General features: G+C 67.2%; 19 protein-coding genes. 10 read left to right on the top strand and 9 right to left on the bottom strand.

The window, feature by feature from the left end:
- Nucleotides 1–12: 12 nt before the first annotated feature.
- Genes MKCMC460_RS03260 through MKCMC460_RS03270 form a run of 3 tightly spaced genes read left to right on the top strand, consistent with a single transcriptional unit; the run spans nucleotide 13 to nucleotide 3,323 of the window.
- Nucleotides 13–1,446: an aldehyde dehydrogenase family protein gene (locus MKCMC460_RS03260; RefSeq protein WP_236980003.1), complete on the top strand. Its 1,434-nt coding sequence runs from the start codon at nucleotides 13–15 to the stop codon at nucleotides 1,444–1,446.
- A 39-nt stretch (nucleotides 1,447–1,485) separates the two neighbouring features.
- Nucleotides 1,486–2,346 (top strand): SDR family oxidoreductase, encoded by an 861-nt coding sequence (locus tag MKCMC460_RS03265; RefSeq protein ID WP_236980005.1) that lies wholly within the window; start codon nucleotides 1,486–1,488, stop codon nucleotides 2,344–2,346.
- A gap of 8 nt (nucleotides 2,347–2,354) precedes the next feature.
- On the top strand, nucleotides 2,355–3,323 hold the full coding sequence (locus MKCMC460_RS03270; RefSeq protein WP_236980007.1) for an NADPH:quinone oxidoreductase family protein: 969 nt from the start codon (nucleotides 2,355–2,357) through the stop codon (nucleotides 3,321–3,323).
- On the opposite strand, the gene MKCMC460_RS03275 is transcribed toward MKCMC460_RS03270, so the two are convergent.
- From MKCMC460_RS03275 to MKCMC460_RS03310, 7 genes are all read right to left on the bottom strand, one after another.
- On the bottom strand, nucleotides 3,320–4,663 hold the full coding sequence (locus tag MKCMC460_RS03275) for a PE-PPE domain-containing protein (RefSeq protein ID WP_236980009.1): 1,344 nt from the start codon (nucleotides 4,661–4,663) through the stop codon (nucleotides 3,320–3,322). The genes MKCMC460_RS03270 and MKCMC460_RS03275 overlap by 4 nt on opposite strands.
- 74 nt (nucleotides 4,664–4,737) lie before the next feature.
- Nucleotides 4,738–5,037 (bottom strand): PE family protein, encoded by a 300-nt coding sequence (locus tag MKCMC460_RS03280; RefSeq protein WP_236980011.1) that lies wholly within the window; start codon nucleotides 5,035–5,037, stop codon nucleotides 4,738–4,740.
- A complete protein-coding gene (locus tag MKCMC460_RS03285; protein WP_289624895.1) occupies nucleotides 5,037–6,854 on the bottom strand; it encodes a PE-PPE domain-containing protein in 1,818 nt (605 codons plus the stop codon). The genes MKCMC460_RS03280 and MKCMC460_RS03285 overlap by 1 nt, the downstream gene beginning before the upstream one ends.
- Nucleotides 6,855–7,044: 190 nt before the next feature.
- Nucleotides 7,045–8,715: a PE-PPE domain-containing protein gene (locus MKCMC460_RS03295; RefSeq protein ID WP_236980013.1), complete on the bottom strand. Its 1,671-nt coding sequence runs from the start codon at nucleotides 8,713–8,715 to the stop codon at nucleotides 7,045–7,047.
- 151 nt (nucleotides 8,716–8,866) lie between these two features.
- Nucleotides 8,867–10,498, bottom strand: coding sequence for a PE-PPE domain-containing protein (locus tag MKCMC460_RS03300; protein WP_236980015.1), 1,632 nt, complete (start codon nucleotides 10,496–10,498; stop codon nucleotides 8,867–8,869).
- Between the two features lie 107 nt (nucleotides 10,499–10,605).
- Nucleotides 10,606–11,439 (bottom strand): tyrosine-protein phosphatase, encoded by an 834-nt coding sequence (locus tag MKCMC460_RS03305; RefSeq protein ID WP_236980017.1) that lies wholly within the window; start codon nucleotides 11,437–11,439, stop codon nucleotides 10,606–10,608.
- Nucleotides 11,432–12,652, bottom strand: a complete 1,221-nt coding sequence (locus tag MKCMC460_RS03310) for an acyl-CoA dehydrogenase family protein (protein WP_236984585.1) — start codon at nucleotides 12,650–12,652, stop codon at nucleotides 11,432–11,434. Before MKCMC460_RS03310 ends, MKCMC460_RS03305 begins: the two co-directional genes overlap by 8 nt.
- A gap of 176 nt (nucleotides 12,653–12,828) precedes the next feature.
- Between MKCMC460_RS03310 and MKCMC460_RS03315 the strand changes: the two genes are divergently transcribed.
- From MKCMC460_RS03315 to MKCMC460_RS03325, 3 genes are read left to right on the top strand one after another with little or no spacing between them, the layout of a single operon-like run.
- Nucleotides 12,829–13,941 carry a Re/Si-specific NAD(P)(+) transhydrogenase subunit alpha gene (locus tag MKCMC460_RS03315; protein WP_236980018.1) on the top strand — a complete coding sequence of 371 codons (1,113 nt, stop codon included), beginning with the start codon at nucleotides 12,829–12,831 and terminating at the stop codon, nucleotides 13,939–13,941.
- Nucleotides 13,942–14,271, top strand: a complete 330-nt coding sequence (locus tag MKCMC460_RS03320; RefSeq protein ID WP_236980020.1) for an NAD(P) transhydrogenase subunit alpha — start codon at nucleotides 13,942–13,944, stop codon at nucleotides 14,269–14,271.
- Nucleotides 14,268–15,692, top strand: a complete 1,425-nt coding sequence (locus tag MKCMC460_RS03325; RefSeq protein WP_236980022.1) for an NAD(P)(+) transhydrogenase (Re/Si-specific) subunit beta — start codon at nucleotides 14,268–14,270, stop codon at nucleotides 15,690–15,692. Before MKCMC460_RS03320 ends, MKCMC460_RS03325 begins: the two co-directional genes overlap by 4 nt.
- Nucleotides 15,693–15,710: 18 nt before the next feature.
- Here MKCMC460_RS03325 and MKCMC460_RS03330 read toward each other — a convergent pair whose 3' ends face one another.
- Nucleotides 15,711–15,836, bottom strand: a complete 126-nt coding sequence (locus tag MKCMC460_RS03330; RefSeq protein WP_236980024.1) for a hypothetical protein — start codon at nucleotides 15,834–15,836, stop codon at nucleotides 15,711–15,713.
- Between the two features lie 139 nt (nucleotides 15,837–15,975).
- On the opposite strand from MKCMC460_RS03330, the gene MKCMC460_RS03335 reads away from it, so the two are divergent.
- Nucleotides 15,976–16,596, top strand: a complete 621-nt coding sequence (locus MKCMC460_RS03335) for a TetR/AcrR family transcriptional regulator (RefSeq protein ID WP_236980026.1) — start codon at nucleotides 15,976–15,978, stop codon at nucleotides 16,594–16,596.
- A gap of 12 nt (nucleotides 16,597–16,608) precedes the next feature.
- Here the strand turns inward: MKCMC460_RS03335 and MKCMC460_RS03340 are convergent, their stop codons facing one another.
- Nucleotides 16,609–18,036: a PE-PPE domain-containing protein gene (locus MKCMC460_RS03340; protein WP_236980028.1), complete on the bottom strand. Its 1,428-nt coding sequence runs from the start codon at nucleotides 18,034–18,036 to the stop codon at nucleotides 16,609–16,611.
- Nucleotides 18,037–18,247: 211 nt separating this feature from the next.
- Between MKCMC460_RS03340 and MKCMC460_RS03345 the strand changes: the two genes are divergently transcribed.
- Genes MKCMC460_RS03345 through MKCMC460_RS03355 form a run of 3 tightly spaced genes read left to right on the top strand, consistent with a single transcriptional unit; the run spans nucleotide 18,248 to nucleotide 21,489 of the window.
- Nucleotides 18,248–19,360, top strand: a complete 1,113-nt coding sequence (locus MKCMC460_RS03345; RefSeq protein ID WP_238305307.1) for a diacylglycerol kinase — start codon at nucleotides 18,248–18,250, stop codon at nucleotides 19,358–19,360.
- Between the two features lie 27 nt (nucleotides 19,361–19,387).
- Entirely contained in the window at nucleotides 19,388–20,137 is a 750-nt protein-coding gene (locus tag MKCMC460_RS03350; RefSeq protein ID WP_236980030.1) for a glucose 1-dehydrogenase, read from the top strand.
- Nucleotides 20,137–21,489, top strand: a complete 1,353-nt coding sequence (locus MKCMC460_RS03355; RefSeq protein WP_236980032.1) for an FAD-binding oxidoreductase — start codon at nucleotides 20,137–20,139, stop codon at nucleotides 21,487–21,489. The genes MKCMC460_RS03350 and MKCMC460_RS03355 overlap by 1 nt, the downstream gene beginning before the upstream one ends.
- The last annotated feature ends 1 nt before the right edge of the window (nucleotide 21,490 follow it).

A 21,490-nucleotide genomic window follows, 5' to 3' on the forward strand; every position in this document is an offset into this window, starting at 1 on the left:
GGAAGGACAACGATGACCACCGAATCCCCGCCCGCACCCGCGCAACCGCAGGCTGCCACTGAGTCGAGCAGCGTCGCAGAAACCGTCGCCCGGCTGCGCAAGACCTTCGCTACCGGCCGCACCCGCAGCTACGAGTGGCGCAAACAGCAGTTGCTGGCCCTGGCCAGGCTGGTGGAGGAGAACGAGCCCGCCATCGCCGCCGCGCTGGAAGAGGACCTGGACCGCAACCACGTCGAGGCGTTCATCGCCGACATCGCCACCACCGCGGGTGAGGCCAAGTACGCGGCCAAGAAGCTGAAGAAGTGGATGCGGCGCAAGTATCTGCTGCTGGAAGCCCCGCAGCTGCCCGGGCGCGGCTGGGTGGAGTACGAGCCCTACGGCACCGTGCTGATCATCGGCGCCTGGAACTACCCGTTCTACCTGACCCTGGGTCCGGCGGTGGGCGCGCTGGCCGCTGGAAACGCCGTCATCCTCAAGCCGTCGGAGATCGCCCCGGCTTCCTCGCGCCTGATGGCCGAACTGGTGCCCAAGTACCTGGACCGCGACGCGGTTGCGGTGGTCGAGGGCGACGGCATGGTGAGCCAGGAGCTGATCGCACAGGGCCTGGACCGGGTGATGTTCACCGGCGGCACCGAGATCGGCCGCAAGGTGTACGAGGGCGCGGCGCCGCACCTGACGCCGGTGACGCTGGAACTCGGCGGGAAGAGCCCGGTGGTGGTGGCCGCCGACGGCGACATCGACGTCGCGGCCAAGCGGATCGCCTGGCTGAAGATCCTCAACGCCGGACAGACCTGCGTGGCGCCCGACTATGTGCTGGCCGACGCCTCGATCCGGGACGAGCTCGTCGACAAGATCGGCGCCGCCCTCACCAAATTCCGCTCCCAGGACAACCCGGCCGGGATGCGCATCGTCAACAAGCGGCAGTTCGACCGGCTCAACGGCTACATCGCCGACGCCGAAGCCGACGGCGGTGCCAAGGTCGCCGTCGGTGGCAAGAGTGACCCGGCCAGCCTGCGCATCCAGCCGACCGTGGTCGTCGATCCCGCCCCGGACGGACCGTTGATGCAGAACGAGATCTTCGGACCGTTGCTGCCGGTGCTCACCGTCAAGAACTTCGACGAGGCCGTCGAATTCATCAACGCCCGGCCCAAGCCGCTGTCGGCGTACCTGTTCACCAAGTCCAAGGAAATCCGGGAGCGCTTCATCAAAGAGGTCCCGGCCGGGGGCATGCTGATCAACCACATCGCCTTCCAGGTGTCGACGGTCAAGTTGCCGTTCGGCGGTGTCGGCGCGTCGGGCATGGGCGCCTACCACGGCAAGTGGGGATTCGACGAGTTCAGCCACCGCAAGGCGGTGCTGACCAAACCGACCCGCCCCGACTTCTCCAAGATGATCTACCCGCCCTACACCGATCGCGCCTTCAAGCTGGCCCGAAAACTGTTCTGACCCAACCGATATCGCTGAACGCTTACAGAAAGGAAACTGATGCCCGGATTGCAGGACCGCGTCATCGTGGTGACCGGAGCCGGCGGGGGATTGGGCCGTGAATACGCCCTGACCCTGGCTCGCGAGGGTGCCAGCGTCGTTGTCAACGACCTCGGCGGAGCCCGCGACGGCACCGGCGCCGGCTCGGCGATGGCCGACCATGTCGTCGCCGAGATCCGGGACGGCGGGGGACGGGCAGTCGCCAACTACGACAGCGTCGCCGAAGCCGACGGCGCGGCCAACATCATCAAGACGGCGCTCGACGAGTTCGGTGCGGTCCACGGTGTGGTGAGCAATGCCGGCATCCTGCGCGACGGCACCTTCCACAAGATGACGTCGGAGAACTGGGACGCGGTGCTGAAGGTGCACCTGTACGGCGGGTACAACGTGATCCGCGCGGCGTGGCCGCACTTCCGCGAGCAGAGCTACGGCCGGGTGGTGGTCGCCACCTCCACCAGTGGGCTGTTCGGCAACTTCGGCCAAACCAACTACGGCGCAGCCAAACTCGGGCTGGTCGGCCTGATCAACACACTGGCGCTGGAAGGCGCGAAGTACAACATCCACTCCAACGCGGTCGCCCCGATCGCCGCCACCCGCATGACCGAGGACATCATGCCCAAGGAGGTGCTGGAGAAGCTGACGCCGGAGTTCGTCGCGCCGGTGGTCGCCTACCTGTGCACCGAGGAGAACGCCGACAACGGGTCGGTGTTCGTCGTCGGTGGCGGCAAGGTGCAACGCGTTGCGCTGTTCGGCAACGAGGGCGCCAACTTCGACAAGCCGCCCACCGTGCAGGACGTGGCGGAGCACTGGAGTGAGATCACCGACCTGTCGGCGGCGACAAAAGCTGGCTTCAAGCTGTAACCAATTCAGTGAAAGCCTGTGTGGTTCAAGAGCTTCGCGGCCCGTCCGGCATTGTCTACACCGATGTCGACGACGTACCCGATGGCGGTGGCAACATCGTCATCGAGGTGCGTGCCGCCGGAGTCTGCTTTCCCGATCTGCTCCTGACCAAAGGTAAATACCAGCTCAAGTTGCAGCCGCCGTTCGTGCCCGGCATGGAGACCGCAGGGGTGGTGCGTTCGGCGCCCGTCGACTCGGGTTTCCGTGTGGGCGAACGGGTTTCGGCGTTCGGTGTGCTCGGCTGCTATGCCGAGCAGGTGGCGGTGCCGGTGTCCAACGTGATCCGCAGCCCGGACGAACTCGACGACGCCGAAGCGGTGTCGTTGTTGGTCAACTACAACACCATGTATTTCGCACTGTCCCGGCGCGCGGTGATGCGACCGGGCCAGACGGTGCTGGTGCTCGGCGCCTCCGGCGGGGTGGGCACCGCCGCCGTGCAGATCGCCAAGGCGATGGGAGCCAGCCAGGTGATCGGCGTGGTGCACCGCGAAGCCGCCATCGACTACGTCAAGGCACTCGGCGCCGACCAGGTGGTGCACCTGGCGCCGGGCTGGGTCGAGCAGGTGCTCGCGCACACCAACGGCCGGGGCGTCGACATCGTGGTCGACCCGATCGGCGGCCGGGCGTTCGACGACGCCATCCAGGTGCTGGCCATCGACGGCAAGCTGCTGGTGGTCGGGTTCGCCGCCGGCAGCATCCCCACCCTGACCGTCAACCGGCTGCTGCTGCGCAATATCGGCGTGTTGGGTGTCGCGTGGGGTGAGTACCTCAACAAGGTGCCCGGCTCGGCGGTGCTGTTCTCCTCCGGCCTGAACCAGCTTGTCTCGCTCGGGCTGAAACCGCCTCCGCCGCAACGCTATCCGCTGTCGGAGGCGCGCGCCGCCCTGCAGAGCCTGGACGCCGGCGGGGTGCTCGGCAAGGTCGTGCTGGAGCCCTAGAGCGCTTTCAGCTCGGTGACGATGTCGCTGGCCGCGTGCTCGAACACCCGCACCTCGAACCCGCCGAGCAGCACCGCCAACCCGACGTCGGCCGCAACCGGTTTGCCGAAGGCATTGATCAGCCCGTTGACGGGATCGCCGTTGAGGGCCTGCAGTATCCCGTTGCCGAACAGGTCGATGTTGTAGGCCGGAATGGCGGTCACCACCGCGTTGAGCATGTCGGTGGTGGGCAACGCGGTCGCGTAGGCCGAGGCGGCGACGGCCGAGGCGGTGTAGGCGACGCGCAGGTTGGCGTTTAGCAGTGACTGGACGAAGTTCTGCGGCGACGACAGCGAGTGCTGCGCGCCCGCCAGTACCTGATTGAGCCCGGCGGTGTCGACGGCGGGAATCAGCGCGGTGAAGTCCGAGGGCCTGATAGCTGCGACGTCGCGGGCGAAGTCGGCGATCCCCTGCTGGGCGCCGGCGGCCAGGGCGGACACGATCTGGCCGGCCGGAACCGGTGGGATAACGCCGAATCCGGTGGCGATGTTCGGCGGGTCGGGGGACCAGCCATTCGTGGTGCTGCCATAGCCCAGGTTCACGATCACCCGCATATCGGGCTGGAGCAGGTCCGCCAGCGGGTGGCCGATGACCGGGATGGCGCGCAGCGGAGAGAGGATCGGCAGGTTCTCGGTGGGAATCATGTAGTAGTGCGTCAGGGTGGGGCCGACGGTGTTGGTCAACTCGACGGCCGTGCCGTTCGGTGCCGGCGTCAGTTCCTGGCCCGACAGGAACGGGTAGTGGCCGTGCAGCTCGATGATGCCCAGGAATGCGTTGACATCCGAGACCACGTTGAGCGGGTATTGCGGGAAGTCGCCGAAACCGTCGTATTCGATGGTGAAGATGTTGGTTTTGAACGAGTTGTCCGGCGTCGCGATGCCGAACACGTCCAGCCCCAGGCTCGGCAGGGCCAGTCCCGGGAATCGGGCCAGCAGACCACCGTTGGGGTTGCTGGGGTTGCCGACCAGGGTGAAGTTCAGGGGTATCGAGCTCGGCGTGTTAGTGGGGTCGAGCGCCTTCATCTCCATCGACGCGATGACCGCGCTCTGCGAGTAGCCGAAGACGTTGACCGAGGTGGCATTGAGTTGGCCGAACGCGGCGGTGATCGCGTTGTCCAGGATGGTCAGGCCCCGCGCCGCGGACACGTCGAAGGTCAGGTCCTTGATCCCGGTGAGCGGATACAGCCCTTCGGGGGTGTTGACACCCAGGTTGACTCCGCCGGGGAAGAACGGGTCGATGAACAACGGCGGGATGCCCTGGATGTAGTCCTGGATCGGGATGGGGTATCCGCTGGCGCCCATGACCAACGTGATGGCAGCGGCCGGGGCCGCCGCGGCTCCGCCGAGCAGCGACTTGATCGGCGCGAGAATCGGATTCAGCGCGTTCGACGCGGCGTTGGCGACTTCGGTCTCCAGTAGGCCAGTCCACCGGCGGCCATTGCCCGGGTGAATTCGCTCTGGAATGCCGTCGCCTGGGCGATCACCGCCTGGCATTCCCGGCCGTTTGCGGCGAAGAGATTTGCGATCGCGGTTGACACCTCGTCGGCGGCCGCCGCCGCCAAACCCGTGGTCGGTGCGGACGCGGCCGAGCTCGCCGCACCGATCAGCGCCTGCAGGTCCTCCAGAGAGACTGCCGCCGTTGCGATTACATCGGTGTGCGCGGCGAGGTACGACATCAGAGGATGCCGGTGAGGTCGCCGATCACGGACTCGATCGTGTCGATCGTCACGATGGTCTGGAATCCACCGGCCAGCGTCAGCAGCGCGACGTTTGCGGCGATCGGATTGCCGATCGCGTTGACCACACCCATCGGGTCGCCGTGGACCGCCTGCTGGATGCCGTCCAGGAACAGGTTGAAGTCATACGAGGGCAGCGTGGTCACGATGGTGTTCGCGATGTCGGCGGTGGGCAACAGCAGGGCGTAACCGTCGGCGGTCGCACTGGTGATGGAGTTGACGATGTTGGTGTTCGCCGACCGGAGCGCATCGAAGAAGCTGTCGACCGGCGAGCCGGTGGCGCCCGGCAACGTGAACGGCAGCGACAGGCCACCGCCGGCACCGCTCGGCAGCAGGCCGGTCAGCGACGGCAGCGAGGTGGGAGCCATGGCCCGGAGGTCGCCGACGAATGCTCCCCAGCCCTGGTTGGCCAGGGCGATCTGGTCGCCGATGAAGTTCTGCGGGATCGGCGGGATCAACCCGAACGAGGTCCAGACGTCGGCGTAGGAGGTGGAATAGCCGTAGTGCGGATCACCGTAGCCCCAGTTCACCAGGTAGGTCAGGTTCGGTTCGATCAAGTCTCCCAATGCATTTCCGATCAGCGGGATGGACCGGATCGGCTGCACGAGCGGCAGATGGTCGTAGGTGATCATGTAGTAGTGGTCCAGCCCGTTGGCGGCCGTTGTCGGGGAGACCGGCAACTCGACCATCTTGTAGCCGGGTGCCAGTGCGCCGGTGGTGGCATTGATGATGTTGGGGTAGGTGCCGTGCACGGTCTGGATGCCCAGGAACGCGTTGAGGTCGGCCAGGAAATTGATCGGGTAGCGCGGGAAATCGGTGTATCCGTCGTACTGCAGTGAGAACACGTTGACCGGGTAGCCGGAGTTCGCCGGCGTGGGGCCGTAGAAATCCAGGCCCAAGGCCGGCATGGTCAGCCCCGGGAACCGGGACAGCAGACCGCCGTTGGGGGACATCGGGTTGCCCAGCAGGGTGAAGCTGAGATCACCGGCGTGCGGGCTGCCCGCGGCGATCAGGTTGCGCAACTCGAGCGAGGACAAAATGGCGCTCTGCGAGTAGCCGAGGACCGAGACCTTCTGCCCGGCGGTGATCAGGCCGGTCGGGCTGAACAGCGCGTTGTTCAGCGCCGTCACACCGGTCGCCACCGACTGACTGAGCGGCAGGTCTTTGATCTGGGTGAGCGGATACAAACCCTCTGGGGTGTTCAGCGGAATCGACAGCGCGTTGGCCACCTGGAACTGAATCCACGGCCGCACGCTGGCCATGTACGCCAGTGAGGGTATCGGTGTGCCGCTGCCGGTCATGATCAGTGCCGAGTTGTACACGGTGGCAACGGTCGTCCCGACGGGCATCGTGACGGGAGTCCCGCCGGACGCGACGCTTGCGGCCGGGGCGAACAGCGATTGAATCGGAGCGAGCATCGGCTGCAGCGGCGCCAGCAGCGCCTCGATCGGTGACGCGGCCGCCAGGGCCGCCGCGCCGGCCGCCTCGGCTTCGGCGTAGGCGCCACCAGCAGCTGCCAGCACGCGGTTGAACTCGTCGTGGAATGCCGCCGCCTGGCCGACGACGTCCTGGTATTCCAGACCGAACGCGCGGAACAGCGCTGCCGCGGCCTGGGAGACCTCGTCGGCGGCGGCGGCAGCCAGACCGGTTGTCTGGCCCGCGGCGGCGGCGTTCGCCGAGGCGAGCGCGGTTCGGATTCCGGCCAGGTTCTCGGCGGCGTCGGTGATCAGCTGCGGTTGCGTCGCTAAGTAGGACATCGACGAATTCCTCTCTCGGCCAAGGCCTTTGGGTGCTACACCGCCGTTGCCAAGGACCCGACGACCCAGCGCTGAAGGCCGTCGCGAGGCGCAGCATTGTGAGCGTAGATCGGGTCTGGCCGGTAGGTGAGCGGAATCGCCTGGATAGCGTGGCTAAATTCCTGAGAGTTTCCTGCGGCTCGCGCACGCGTCAGGCGAGCAGGCTTTCGACGGCGCTGACGTTGCTGCTGACCGCCGCCAATATGGTCAGCGCCTCGACACCGCCGGCGATCGTCGCCAGACCCACGTTGGCGGCCAGCGGATACCCGATCGCATTCACCACACTGCCCAGCGCGAGCTGCTGCGCAAAGAGCTGGGCGTCGTATATCGGCATCGCTGTCGCGAGGGAGAGAGCTATGTCGGCCGTGGGCAGCAGGACGGCGTAGTCGGTCGAGATGATCGTCGCGGCCGTGTTGACGATCCGTTCCGGCGACGGGAATCTCGCCGCCGTCGCCAGCAGGTCGCCCGGCGTCGGCGCTGCGAACGACGGCAGGGTGGGCGGATGTGCGGCCAGCGCCTGCAGGTCCACGCTGAAGTCGTGGATACCCTGTTGCGTCCCGGCGACCAGGGCGTTGGTCACCACCTGTGGGGGCACCTCCGGGAACAGGCCGAACGGGGTCGCAACGTCGGCGTAACTCGTCGAGTAGCCGTGGGCCGGGTCTCCGTAGCCCAGGTTGACCAGGGCCTTCAAGTCCGGCTGCAGCAGGTTGGCCAATGGGTTACCGATCACCGGCAGCGCCCGAAGCGGTTCCAGTAGCGGCAGGTTCTGGGTCGGGATTGCATAGTAGGTGGTGTTGCCGGTGTAGCCCGGCGAGGTCGGCAACTGAACCGCATTGTTGACCTGGGCCACGCTGAGGTCGAAATAGGTGGGGTGCACGTAGATGATGCCGGCAAGCGCGTTGAGGTCTGCCAGGAAATTGAGCGGGTACCGCGGGAAGTCGGCGAACCCGTCGTACTCGAGGGTGTAGTTGGCCACCTGGTAGGGCGTGTCCGAGGGTGTCGCGCCGTAGAAATCCAGCCCGAGTGCCGGCAGGGCGAGACCCGGGAACCGCGACAGCATGCCGCCGTTGGGGTTCATCTCGTTGCCGGTCAGCACGAAGTTGAGCATGGACGGGTCGGGCGGGTGGGCCCCGAACAGCGAAGTGCCCGCAGCGAGGTTCCGCATCTCCAGCGAGGCGATGACGGAGCTCTGGGAGATGCCGAACACCGTTACCGGCTGGTTCAGCATGGCGATCTGTTTGTAGAGCGCGCCGTCCAAGATGTTCAGGCCCTCTTGCACCGACGCGTTGAGCGTCATGCTCCGCACTCCGGTCAGCGGATACAGCTCTTCGGGAGTGACAAGGGGAAACGGGACGGTGGGGTGCAGGGCGTCGGGACGGATATAGAGATCGAGAGCGCCGTTGATCAACTTCGGAGTCGGTATCGGAACTCCGGTGCCGCCGATGATTATCGACAGCAGATTGGGCGGGAATGGCGGCAGGCTGACGGCGCCGGGCGCCGGTGCCGACGGCGCTCCCAACAGCCCCGGCAGGCTGTTTGCGATAGCCGTCTCGGCGTTCGCGTAGGCGTTCGCGGCTGCGCCGAGGGACTGCTGGAACTGGTATTGAAATGCCGACGCGTGCGTGAGCACGTCTTGGCACTGCCGGCCGTACGCGCCGAACAGATCGGCGATGGCCGCAGAGACTTCATCGCCCGCCGCTGCCAGCAGGCTCGACGTGGGCCCAGCCGCAGCCGCGCCGGCGGTGCTGAGGGCGGAAGCGATTCCCTCGAGGTCCGCGGCTGCGGTAGCCATGACGTGGGGCTCGTTAACCAGAAACGACATTCCCGCAAATCCTTCCAGGCCCCCGACGATGTTGGCGACAGCGTAGATGGAAGCTCCCGTTGCGTCGGACTATTGCGCTGAATCGTTGACCGCCAAGCGAATTCACTGCGACACGGCAAAGTGCGGCGCCGCGGTCGCTGCGGCGCGCTGCTCAGAAGTGCAGGCTCTGCAGGTCCGCAGCGATCTCCGCGGCCGCCTCGACGACGGCGATGAACTCGATCATGCCGCCCAGTGCCGCCAACCCGGTGGTGGCCGCGAGCGGCAGCTGGATCGCGTCGACAATGTTGCCCTGGGCGAGCTGACTCAAAAACAGGGTCGCGTCGTAGGCGGGCAGCGTGGTGGCGAACGCGGTGGCCAGGTCGGCCGTCGGCAACAGCACCGAGTAGCCGGTGGACACCACCGAGGCCAGCGTGTTGGCGATGTTCATCGGGGTCGCGGGCAGCGACGGCGGTGCCGCGGGCACGTACTGCTGGATCAACGGCGGGAAGGCGGGCGCGGCGATCACCGGCGGCGAGGTGAGCGCCGTCGGTGTCACGGCCAGGAAGTCGTTGATGCCCTGGTGGGTTCCGGCGACCAGGGCGTTGGCGATCACGCCCGGAGGAACGTCGGGGAACAGCCCGAACGGGGTGGGTACGTTGGCCGGGCTGGTGGAGTAGCCGTAGTTCGGGTCGCCGTAGCCGAGGTTGACGAGCACCTTCAGATCCGGTTGCACCAGTGCGGCCAGGGGTTGGCCGATGACGGGGATGGCGCGCACGGGGTCCAGCAGCGGCAGATCCGGGTGGCTGATCATGTACCACTGGTTGTTGGTGGCGCCCTGGGTCGGCAGCAGTGTCGCCGACGAGATCTGGGCCGGCGTCAGGTCGGCGTAGGTGGTGTGCACGGTGAGGATGCCGAACACCGCGTTGAGGTCGGACAGGATGTTCAGCGGGTAGCGCGGGAAGTCGGCGAACCCGTCGTACTCGAGGGTGTAGGTCGTCGTCTGATAGGGCCCGTCCGGGGTGGCACCGTAGAACGGCAGGCCGATCGTGGAGATGTTCAGCCCGGGGATGCGGGCCAGCACGCCACCGTTGGGGTTCATCTCGTTGCCGGTCAGGATGAAGTTGATCAGGCCGGGGTCCGGCATATTCGGGCCCAGCGAGATGTAGTGCTGCATCAGCAGCGACGAGATGATTGCACTCTGTGAGTAGCCGAAGACGGTGACGTGGTTGCCCAGCGCCAGTTGATTGGAGACGGCCGCGTTCAGCACTTCCAGCCCCTGCTGCACGGAGGTGGCCAGTGGCAGGGAGCGGACGCCGGTGATCGGGTAGAGCTGCTCGGGGGTGAACAACCCGGAGACGGGGATGGCCGGCGACAGGAACAGCTCGGTGATGGCGTTGAGGTATTTGGGTGTGGGCATCGGCATTCCGGTGCCGCCCATCACGATCGCCGTGCTGAGCCCCGACGGCGCGCCGACAGCAGGGGTGGTCAGACCGGCCGTCGCGCTCTGCACCAACTGGGCCGTGTTGAGGGCGTCGGCGTCGGCGTAGTACGCCGCGGTGGCACTCAGGCGCTGCACCAGTTGGCCGTAGAGCGCATCGATGCGCGCGCTGATCCCCTGGAATTGCCGGCCGTACTCGCCGAAGAAATCGGCGATCGCCGCCGACACCTCGTCGGCGGCGGCCGTCAGCACCGCGGTCGTGGGCCCCGCCGCGGCCGCGCCGGCCGCGCCGATGGTCGCACCGAGCCCAGCTAATTCGGTTGCCGCAGCTGCCAACTCGGGCGTTTGGGCGAATACGTACGACAAGCGCAATCCCTTCCAGCACCCCGGGTCGAGAATTCCGCCCGGCTGGTATCCGTTGAGGGTAAAGCGATTCCGCCGCGCTGTCCGGCCTTTCGGCCGACCGCGCCGGCTCAGCCCAGCAGGGCGCGCTGCAGCTGCCGCACGTCGGCCTCGGTGACCCCGGAGGCGCGCAGGTAGGCCTCCAGCGACCCGAAGGATTCGTCGATCGCCTGCCAGGACGCCGCCAGGTATTCGGCCCGCACCCCCAGCACCCCGTCGGACAGCCGGGCTTTGGTGAACGTCACGACCTCGGGGGTCAGCTCGACGTCGGGGCGCGCGGCGACCATCTCCATGATCTGATGGCGCAACACCGGCACGGCGGCATTGCTGCGCAGATAGTCGGCGACGATGACGTCACGATCAATGCCCAAGGCCCCCAACACCGTCGCGACCACGAAGCCGGTACGGTCCTTGCCGGCAAAGCAGTGGGTGAGCACCGGGCGTCCGCCGGCCAGCAGTGTGAAGACGCGCTGCACCGCGCGTTGCGCCCCGTTGCGGGTGGGGAATTGGCGGTATTCGTCGATCATGTACTGGACGGCTCTGGCCTCGATGTCTTCGTCGGAGTCCTCCGGCGAGCCTTCGGCAAGGATTTTCTTGAAGGCGGACTCGTGCGGTGCGTCCTGATCAGGCCCGTCGTCCTTCTGGTCGCCCAGGTCGGGTACCGGCAGCAGGTGGATGTCGACGCCGTCGGGCACGCGCCCCGGCCCGCGCCGGGCGACTTCGCGGGCCGCGCGCAGATCGGCGACATCGGTGATGCCCAGCTCGCGCAGTACCGCGCGGCCCTCGTCGTCCAGACCGCTGAGCTCACCGGAGCGGAACAGCCGGCCCGGCCGCACCGCCCCGGCGGTGTCTGCGACGTCGCGAAAGTTCCACCCGCCCGGCAGATCTCGTAATCCGTCAGCCATTGTTGGTGACCGCTGCGGCCAGCGCGGACTGCTCGCGGCCGAGTTCGCTGCGGGCGATGGTCCGCATGTGCACCTCGTCGGGACCGTCGAAGATCCGCATGGCGCGGTGCCAGCCGTACAACCGGGCCAGTGGGGTGTCGTCGCAGATACCCGCGGCGCCGTGCACCTGAATCGCGCGGTCGATGACATCGCAAGCCACCTGCGGGGCTACCGCCTTGATCTGCGACACCAGCAGGTGGGCGGCTTTGTTGCCGTGCTGGTCGATGGTCCACGCAGCCTTCTCGCACAGCAGCCTGGCTTGGTCGATTTCGTTGCGGGACTTGGCAATTGCGTGCTGCACCAGACCCTGGTCGGCCAGTGGGCGACCAAACGCGATGCGGCTGTTGGCCCGATGCGTCATCAACGCCAAAGCCCGCTCGGCGCCGCCGAGAGCCCGCATACAGTGGTGGATGCGGCCCGGCCCCAGCCGCGCCTGGGCGATCGCGAAACCGGAGCCCTCCTCGCCGAGCAGGTTGGTCGCCGGCACCCGGACGTTGTCGAAGTCGATCTCGCAGTGGCCGTGCTGGTCTTGGCGGCCGAACACCGGGGTCGACCGCAGCACGGTCACTCCCGGGGTGTCGATCGGCACCAGGACCATGGACTGCTGCTGGTGGCTGGCCGCCTCGGGATTGGTGCGCCCCATCACGATCAGAATCTTGCAGCGCGGGTCCGCGGCGCCCGAAGTCCACCACTTACGGCCGTTGATCACGTAGTCGGCACCGTCGCGCACGATCGAGGTCTCGATGTTGCGGGCATCGCTGCTGGCTACCGCGGGCTCGGTCATCGAGAAGGCGCTGCGGATCTCGCCGTTGAGCAACGGCTCCAGCCAGTCTTTGCGCTGCTGCTCGGTGGCGAACAGGTGCAGGGTCTCCATGTTGCCGGTGTCCGGCGCCGCGCAGTTCAACGCTTCCGGCGCGATCTCGAGGCTCCACCCGGTCAGCTCCGCCAGCGGCGCGTACTCCAGGTTGGTCAGACCCGACTCGGCGGGCAGGAACAGGTTCCACAAGCCCCGCTCCCTGGCCTTGACCTTGAGCTCCTCGACCACCGGCGGAACCGTGAAGTCGTCCGGCCCGGCCTCGTGCCGGTACCGGTCGTACTCGGCCTCGGCGGGAAAGACGTACTCCGTCATGAAGTCGGACAGTTTCTTGTGGTAGTCGCTGGCTTTAGCCGACATCGCGAAGTCCATGTCCGCCACGATATGACACGCGTTGACCGCCACTTTCGGGCACATCGGACATTTACGCTCTGGTGGTCGCGTTATTGGCGGGGCTGCAAAGTCCCGTAGGGTGTCTGAGCAATCAGATCGGGGTGTGTACCCGGCAAAAACATCAGAAAGTGGATGTACGCGCCATGACAGAAGCGCAGGCAGGACTCGTGAAGGTCGGGGTGGTGGCCGAATCCGGGGCCGACGAGCGGCGCGTTGCGTTGGTACCCAAAGCGGTAGCCGGACTGGTGAACAACGGCCTGGCCGTGGTGGTCGAATCCGGCGCCGGGGAGCGCGCGCTGCTGCCCGACCAGCTCTACATCGATGCCGGCGCCACCATCGGTGACGCCTGGGCGGCCGACATCGTGGTGAAGGTGGCGCCACCGACCGCCGAGGAAGTGGGCAAGCTGCACAGCGGGCAGACGCTGATCGGCTTCCTGGCGCCGCGTAACAAGGACAACTCGATCGGCGCGCTGACGCAGGCCGGTGTGCAGGCCTTCGCCCTGGAGGCGATTCCGCGTATCTCGCGGGCACAGGCGATGGACGCGTTGTCGTCGCAGGGCAACGTCTCCGGTTACAAGGCGGTGCTGCTGGCGGCCTCCGAGTCCACCCGGTTCTTCCCCATGCTGACCACCGCGGCGGGCACCGTGAAGCCGGCCACCGTGCTGGTGCTCGGCGTCGGCGTGGCCGGGCTGCAGGCGCTGGCGACGGCCAAGCGACTGGGTGCCCGCACCACTGGATACGACGTGCGGCCCGAGGTGGCCGACCAGGTGCGCTCGGTGGGCGCGCAGTGGCTGGACATCGGCATCGACGCCGCCGGCGAGGGTGGGTATGCCCGCGAGCTCACCGACGACGAGCGCGCCCAGCAGCAGCAGGCGCTGGAGAAGGCGATCAGCGGCTTCGACGTGGTGATCACCACCGCGCTGGTGCCCGGCCGCCCGGCGCCGCGGTTGGTGACCGCCGCCGCGGTCGAGGCGATGAAGCCGGGCAGCGTGGTGGTGGACCTGGCCGGCGAGACCGGCGGCAACTGCGAGCTCACCGAGCCCGGCCAGACCGTCGTCAAGCACGACGTCACCATCGCCTCGCCGCTGAACCTGCCGGCCACCATGCCCGAGCACGCCAGCGAGCTCTACAGCAAGAACATCACCGCCCTGCTGGATCTGCTGATCAAGGACGGCAAGCTGGCCCCCGACTTCGACGACGAAGTCATCGCGGATTCCTGTGTGACGCGGCCCAAGACGGCCGGAGGAGAGGCGTAGATGTACGACGAGCTGTTGGCCAACCTCGCGATCCTGGTGCTGTCCGGTTTCGTCGGGTTCGCGGTGATCTCCAAGGTGCCCAACACCTTGCACACCCCGCTGATGTCGGGCACCAACGCCATCCACGGCATCGTGGTGCTGGGCGCGCTGGTGGTGTTCGGCGAAGTGGAGCACCCCTCGCTGGCCGTGCAGATCATCCTGTTCGTGGCGGTGGTGTTCGGCACGCTGAACGTCATCGGCGGCTTCATCGTCACCGACCGGATGCTGGGCATGTTCAAGGGCAAGAAGAAGGCCCTGCCCGCGGCGAAATCTGAAGAGGCCGCCAAATGAACTATCTGGTGATCGGCCTCTATATCTTCGCGTTCTCGCTGTTCATCTACGGCTTGATGGGCCTGACGGGTCCGAAAACCGCGGTGCGCGGCAATCTGATCGCTGCGGTCGGGATGGCCATCGCCGTGGCCGCCACGCTGGTCAAGATCCGGCACACCGAGAGCTGGATCTGGATCATCGCCGGGCTGGTGGTGGGTGTGGTGCTGGGCGTGCCGCCGGCGCGGCTGACCAGGATGACCGCGATGCCGCAGCTGGTGGCCTTCTTCAACGGTGTCGGCGGCGGCACGGTCGCGCTCATCGCGCTGGCGGAGTTCATGGAGACCAAGGGCTTCTCGGCGTTCCAGCACGGCGAGTCGCCGACCGTGCACATCGTGGTGGCCTCGCTGTTCGCCGCGATCATCGGGTCGATCTCGTTCTGGGGCTCGATCATCGCGTTCGGCAAGCTGCAGGAGATCATCTCCGGGTCGCCGATCGGGTTCGGCAAACTGCAGCAGCCGGTCAACCTGCTGCTACTGGTCGCCGCGGTCGGGGCCGCGGTTGTCGTCGGCCTGCACGCACATCCGGGCACCGGCGGGGCGTCGCTGTGGTGGATGATCGGCCTGCTCGCCGCGGCCGGCGTGCTGGGCCTGATGGTGGTGCTGCCCATCGGCGGCGCCGACATGCCAGTGGTGATCTCGCTGCTGAATGCGATGACCGGGCTGTCGGCCGCGGCCGCGGGCCTGGCGCTGAACAACACCGCGATGATCGTGGCCGGCATGATCGTCGGCGCCTCCGGTTCCATCCTGACCAACCTGATGGCCAAGGCGATGAACCGGTCCATCCCGGCGATCGTCGCCGGCGGGTTCGGTGGCGGCGGCGTGGCCGTCGGCGGCGGTGACAGCGCAGACAAGACCGTCAAGGCCACCTCGGCCGCCGATGCCGCGATCCAGATGGCCTACGCCAACCAGGTGATCGTGGTGCCGGGTTACGGCCTGGCCGTCGCGCAGGCACAGCACGCCGTCAAGGACATGGCCGCGTTGCTGGAGGCCAAGGGTGTGCCGGTCAAGTACGCGATCCACCCGGTCGCCGGCCGGATGCCCGGGCACATGAACGTGCTGCTGGCCGAGGCCGAGGTCGACTACGACGCGATGAAGGACATGGACGACATCAACGACGAGTTCGCCCGCACCGACGTCGCGATCGTCATCGGCGCCAACGACGTCACCAACCCGGCGGCCCGCAACGACGCGTCCAGCCCGATCTACGGCATGCCGATCCTCAACGTCGACAAGGCCAAGTCGGTGATCGTGCTGAAGCGTTCGATGAATTCCGGGTTCGCCGGCATCGACAACCCGTTGTTCTACGGGGAGGGCACCACGATGCTGTTCGGGGACGCGAAGAAGTCGGTAACTGAGGTCGCCGAGGAACTGAAGGCGCTCTAGACAGGCCAGACAGGCGTTCTAGACGGGCGGGTAGGCCGGCGGCGGGTAGCCGTTGCCGTCCTCGACGCCGCGCAAACCCCAGGTCAGATAGCTGAAGAAGAACTCGATCTCGTCGCTTCCGTCGTAGTCAGGACTCGGGTCCATAAGGCCACCTCTCGTCTGGTGTTCGACTCGCGACTGAATACCCGGGCAAGTCTAGTCCCATCCACGTCGCGGCGACAGGTGGTGCCGCCCGTAAACTGTCCAACCAGTTGATTGGTAAATGCGACGATAGTGAGTAAAGATGCCGTCCGAAAATGGCCTTTCGCGGCGCGAGGAATTGCTGGCTGTTGCCACCAAATTGTTCGCCGCCCGCGGCTACCACGGCACCCGGATGGACGACGTCGCCGACGTGATCGGGCTGAACAAGGCCACCGTCTACCACTACTACGCCAGCAAGTCGCTGATCCTGTTCGACATCTACCGTCAGGCCGCCGAGGGAACGCTGGCCGCCGTACACGACGATCCGTCCTGGACCGCCCGGGAAGCGCTGTACCAGTACACCGTTCGCCTCTTGACGGGCATCGCCGGCAACCCCGAGCGGGCTGCGGTGTACTTCCAGGAGCAGCCCTACATCACCGAGTGGTTCACCACCGAACAGGTCGCCGAGGTGCGCGAGAAGGAAGCCCAGGTCTACGAGCACGTGCATGGGCTGATCGACCGCGGCATCACCAGCGGTGAGTTCTACGAGTGCGACTCGCACGTGCTGGCGCTCGGCTACATCGGCATGACGCTGGGCAGCTACCGCTGGCTGCGCCCGAGCGGGCGGCGCACGGCCAAGGAGATCGCCGCCGAGTTCAGCACGGCGCTGCTGCGGGGGCTGATCCGCGACGAGGCGATCCGCACCACGTCGCCGCTGGGCTGAGGGGGGCCCCGGTCAGTTGAAGATCGGCGGAATGATGTCCAACACGTCGCCCAGTGCGCCGCTGAGCAGCGACACCGCGGTCACCGGCGACTGGCTCAGGCTGGGGCCGAGGTAGAAGTTCAGTCCCGGGTTGGTGGACGGCACCCACGGATAGGCGTCGGGGAAGTGTTCGGGACCCCACCAGCCGGCTTCGACGCCGATCTCCACCGCGGCGCCGTAGGGTCCCTGCCACAGCGACTGGCCCAGGTAGTAGGCGACATTGACCGGGTTGGGGATGTTGATCAGCCCGGCCGGGGTGGGCAGGTTGGCATAGCCGTCGTTGTAGCCGAGGTCGACCATCACCCGCAGCGCCGGCTGCAGCACATCGGCAATGGGCGGGCCGGCGTAGGGGATGTCGCGGATCGGCTGCAGCAGCGGCAGGTTCTGGGTCGGGAACATGTAGTACTGGGTGTGGCCGGTGTACCCGGGTGAGGTCGGCAGTTGGATGGCGGTGCTGGCCGACAGCGTCGGGTACTGGTTGTGCACGTAGAAGTAGCCCATCACCGCGTTGACGTCGGCCAGGACGTTCAGCGGGTACTGCGGAGCGTGGGCGATGCCGTCGTACTGGGCGGTGAAGATCTGGGTGGGGTACGGGTTGTTGGCCGGGGTGGCGCCGTTGAACGTCGCGTCGAGGATGGGGATGTAGAACCCGGGGAAGCGGGACAGCAGACCGCCGTTCGGGTTGTTGCCGGCGGCGGCCATGAGGAAGGACAGCTGGCCCTGGTAGGGCGAACCGGCCGCCATCAGCGCAACGATTTCGTTGTTGATGATCGAGGCGCTCTGCGAATAGCCGAACGCGACGACGTTGTTTCCCAGACCGATCTGCTGGCTGATCGCGCTGTTCAACAGGCTCACGCTCTTGGCGACGGACTGGTTGTAGGTCATGGTGCCCAGGTCTGGGGTGACCGGCCAGAACTGCTCGGGGGTGAACAGTGCCTTGGGAATCCAGCCCGGCAAAAGCTTTTGGATCCACCACTTTTGGATGTCCGCGAGGTACTCGGCGGTGGGCAGCGGATTGTTGGTGCCGCCCATGATCAGCGCGATGTTCTGCCCGGCCGCGGGCAACGCCGCCCCCGAGGCACTCAAAATTCCGCCGGCCGCGTTCGCCAACACGGTGCGCGCGGCGAGCTCGGCCTCGGCGTAGGCGGTCCCGGCGGCCGCGAGTGCCCGGGCGAACTCGCTCTGGAAGGCGTTCGCCTGCCGGACTACCTGCTGGTACTCGGCGCCGAAGTCGTTGAACAGCGCGGTGATTGCCGTCGATACCTCGTCGCCGGCGGCTGCCAATACGCCCGAAGTCGGACCCGCGGCCGCGGTGCTGGCCGCATGGATCGCCGCGGCGATCTCGTCGACATCGGTGGCAGCTGTCGCAAGCGAGTCGGGTGCAATGAGTAGCTGTGACATGGCCCCCTCGCCCCTCCTTCCCCGCAACCACGGGTATCGGGTATCAGAGAGCGTAGAACGGCTGTGGGCCGAATTCAGGCGTTTGGCGAAGCTTTGTTACTCGGGGGTTGGCTGGTCGCCGCACCGGGATCGGTCAGTGCCGCCGCCGGGCCGAAAAAATTATGGACTAGTGTCTAGAAAACTGCAGTGCCGCGGGATGGAGGGACCACTCATGCCAATTCGTGTCGCCCATGTGGGCACCGGAAATGTCGGCGGTCTGGCCCTTGCCGAACTCATCGCCAACCCGGCGTTCGAACTCACCGGGGTGTGCGTGTCCACTCCGGAGAAGGTCGGCAAGGACGCCGCCGAACTGTGCGGGGTCGGTCTCGATGACACCGGCCACGCCGGTGTTCCGACCGGGGTCAAGGCAGTCGACGACCTCGACGTGTTGCTGGCCACCCGACCCGAGTGCATCGTCTACTGCGCGATGGGCGACACCCGGCTGCCCGACGCGATGGCCGATGTGATGCGCATCCTGGCCGCCGGGGTCAACGTCGTCGGATCCTCCCCCGGTCTGTTGCAGTACCCGTGGGGCGTAATGCCCGACAAGTACATCGCGCGGGTGGAAGATGCTGCCCGACAAGGGAAGTCGAGTCTTTTCATCACCGGCGTCGACCCCGGTTTCGCCAACGACCTGATCCCGTTCGCACTGGCCGGCACCTGCCAGCGCATCGAGTCGGTGCGCTGCATGGAGATTCACGACTACGCCAGCTACGACGGCGCCGAGGTGATGCATTACATGGGCTTCGCCCGGCCGCTGGACGAGGTGCCGATGCTGTTGCAGCCGGGCGTGCTGAGCATCGCCTGGGGCACCGCGATCCGGCAGTTGGCCGCCGGCCTGGGCATCGAGGTCGACGAGATCACCGAGTCCTATCAACGGGAGCCGGCGCCCGAAGACTTCGACATCGCCGTCGGCCACGTCGCCAAGGGCACGCTGGCGGCGCTGCAATTCGAGATCCGCGGCATGGTCAAGGGACGCCCGGTCATCGTCATCGAGCACATCACCCGGCTGCGGCCCGACCTGCGGCCCGACTGGCAGCAACCGGCCGCCGGCGGCGGCTCGTACCGCGTCGAGATCACCGGGGAGCCGTCCTACGCGGTGGACATCGTGCCCAAGAGCCGCAAAGGCGACCACAACCACGCGGCGATCGCCGGCGCGGCCGGACGTATCGTCAACTCCATTCCCGCGGTACTAGCCGCGCCGCCCGGTATCCGGACCACGCTGGACCTGCCGCTGGTCACCGGCAAAGGCCTGTACAGCCCCAACGATCTAGTCGCCACGTAACGAGTTCTCGGAAAGGAGCCTGGCCGCATGGAACGACCCGGACGGGTAGAAGGCAAGGTCGCGATCATCAGCGGCGGCGCCCGGGGGATGGGCGCCGAACACGCGCGCCTGCTGGTCGCCGAGGGCGCCAAGGTGGTGATCGGCGACATCCGCGACGACGAGGGCAAGGCGCTGGCCGCCGAGATCGGCGACGCCGCACGCTACGTCCACCTCGACGTCACCCAACTCGATCAGTGGGAGGCCGCGGTCGCGACGGCGGTCGGGGACTTCGGCAAGCTCGACGTGCTGGTCAACAACGCCGGGATCGTCGCCGCCGGGCCGCTGCGCGAATTCCGGATGGACAAGTGGCAGCAGGTGCTCGACGTGAATCTGACCGGCACCTTCCTGGGCATGCGAGTGGCCGTGGACCCGATGACGGCCGCCGGTGGCGGGTCGATCATCAACGTGTCCTCGATCGAGGGGATCCGCGGTGCGCCGATGGTGCATCCCTACGTGGCGTCCAAGTGGGCGGTGCGCGGCATCACCAAGTCGGCGGCCCTGGAGCTGGCGCCGCTCAACATCCGGGTGAACTCGCTGCACCCCGGCTTCATCCGCACCCCCATGACCGCCCACCTACCCGAGGACATGGTCACCATCCCGCTCGGGCGGCCGGCCGAATCGCGGGAAGTGGCCACCTTCGTGGTGTTCCTGGCCAGCGACGAAGCGTCCTATGCGACGGGCAGCGAGTTCATCATGGACGGCGGCCTGGTGACCGACGTGCCGCACAAAGAGTTCTGATGCCGGCGAGCCTCACCGACCAGCTGGCCGAGTTGGTGGGCTCCAAGCACCTCGTCACCGACCCCGACGTCCTGGCCGGGCGCAGCGTCGACCACACCGGCCGGTACCGCGGTCGCGCCAGTGCGCTGGTGCGCCCGGGGTCGGCCGCCGAGGTCGCCGAGGTGCTGCGGACCTGTCGCGACGCCGGGGTTTTCGTGACCGTGCAGGGCGGCCGCACCTCGCTGGTGGCCGGGACGGTTCCCGCACACGACGACGTACTGTTGTCCACCGAACGGCTTTGCGCGGTAGGCGAAGTCGACGTGGTGGAGCGCCGGGTGCGGGTGGGCGCAGGCGCCACACTGGCGGCGGTGCAAGGCGCGGCCGCGGCGGCGGGCCTGGTGTTCGGGGTGGACCTGTCGGCCCGCGACACCGCGACCGTCGGCGGCATGGCATCCACCAACGCCGGGGGACTGCGCACGGTCCGCTACGGCAACATGGGCGAACAGGTGGTCGGGCTGGAGGTGGCGCTGCCCGACGGTTCGGTACTGCGCCGGCACAGCCGGGTGCGCAGCGACAACACCGGCTACGACATGGCGTCGCTGTTCGTCGGCGCCGAAGGCACGCTGGGGGTGATCACCGCGCTGGATCTGCGGCTGCACCCTGTTCCGGCGCACCGGGTGACCGCGGTGTGTGGGTTCGATTCGCTGGACCCGCTGGTGGCGGCCGGTCGGTTGTTCGCCGAGGTGGACGGAATCGCCGCGCTGGAACTGGTCGACGGCCGGGCAGCCGCCCTGAGTCACGAACACCTGGGTGTTCCGCCGCCGGTGGCCGGGGACTGGCTGCTGTTAGTGGAGTTGGCCGCCGACCACGACCAGACCGAGCGGCTGGCCGAGTTGCTCGACGGCGCGCGACTGTGCAGTGAGCCGGCCGTCGGCGTGGATCCGGCTGCGCAGCAACGGTTGTGGCGAGTGCGCGAGTCGCTGGCCGAGGTGTTGGGCGTGTACGGGCCGCCGCTGAAATTCGACGTCTCGCTGCCGTTGGAATCGGTGGGCGAATTCGCTTCTGGTGCCGTGGATTTGGTGGGTAAGCATGTTCCCGACGCGGTGCCGTTGCTGTTCGGCCATATCGGCGAGGGCAACCTGCACCTGAACGTGCTGCGCTGCCCGGTCGAGCGGGAGGCGGCGCTGTACTCCGAGATGATGGAGCTGATCGCCGGGTGCGGCGGCAACGTCAGCTCCGAGCATGGCGTCGGCACTCTCAAGCGGCCATATCTGAGCATGTCCCGGGAGCCCGCCGACATCGCCGCGATGCGCACGGTGAAAGCAGCCTTCGACCCGACGGGGTACCTGAACGCCGCGGTGCTGTTCGACTGAG

It is taken from the genome of Mycobacterium sp. 20KCMC460, from assembly GCF_022179425.1.
Classification (GTDB): Bacteria; Actinomycetota; Actinomycetes; order Mycobacteriales; family Mycobacteriaceae; genus Mycobacterium; species Mycobacterium kiyosense.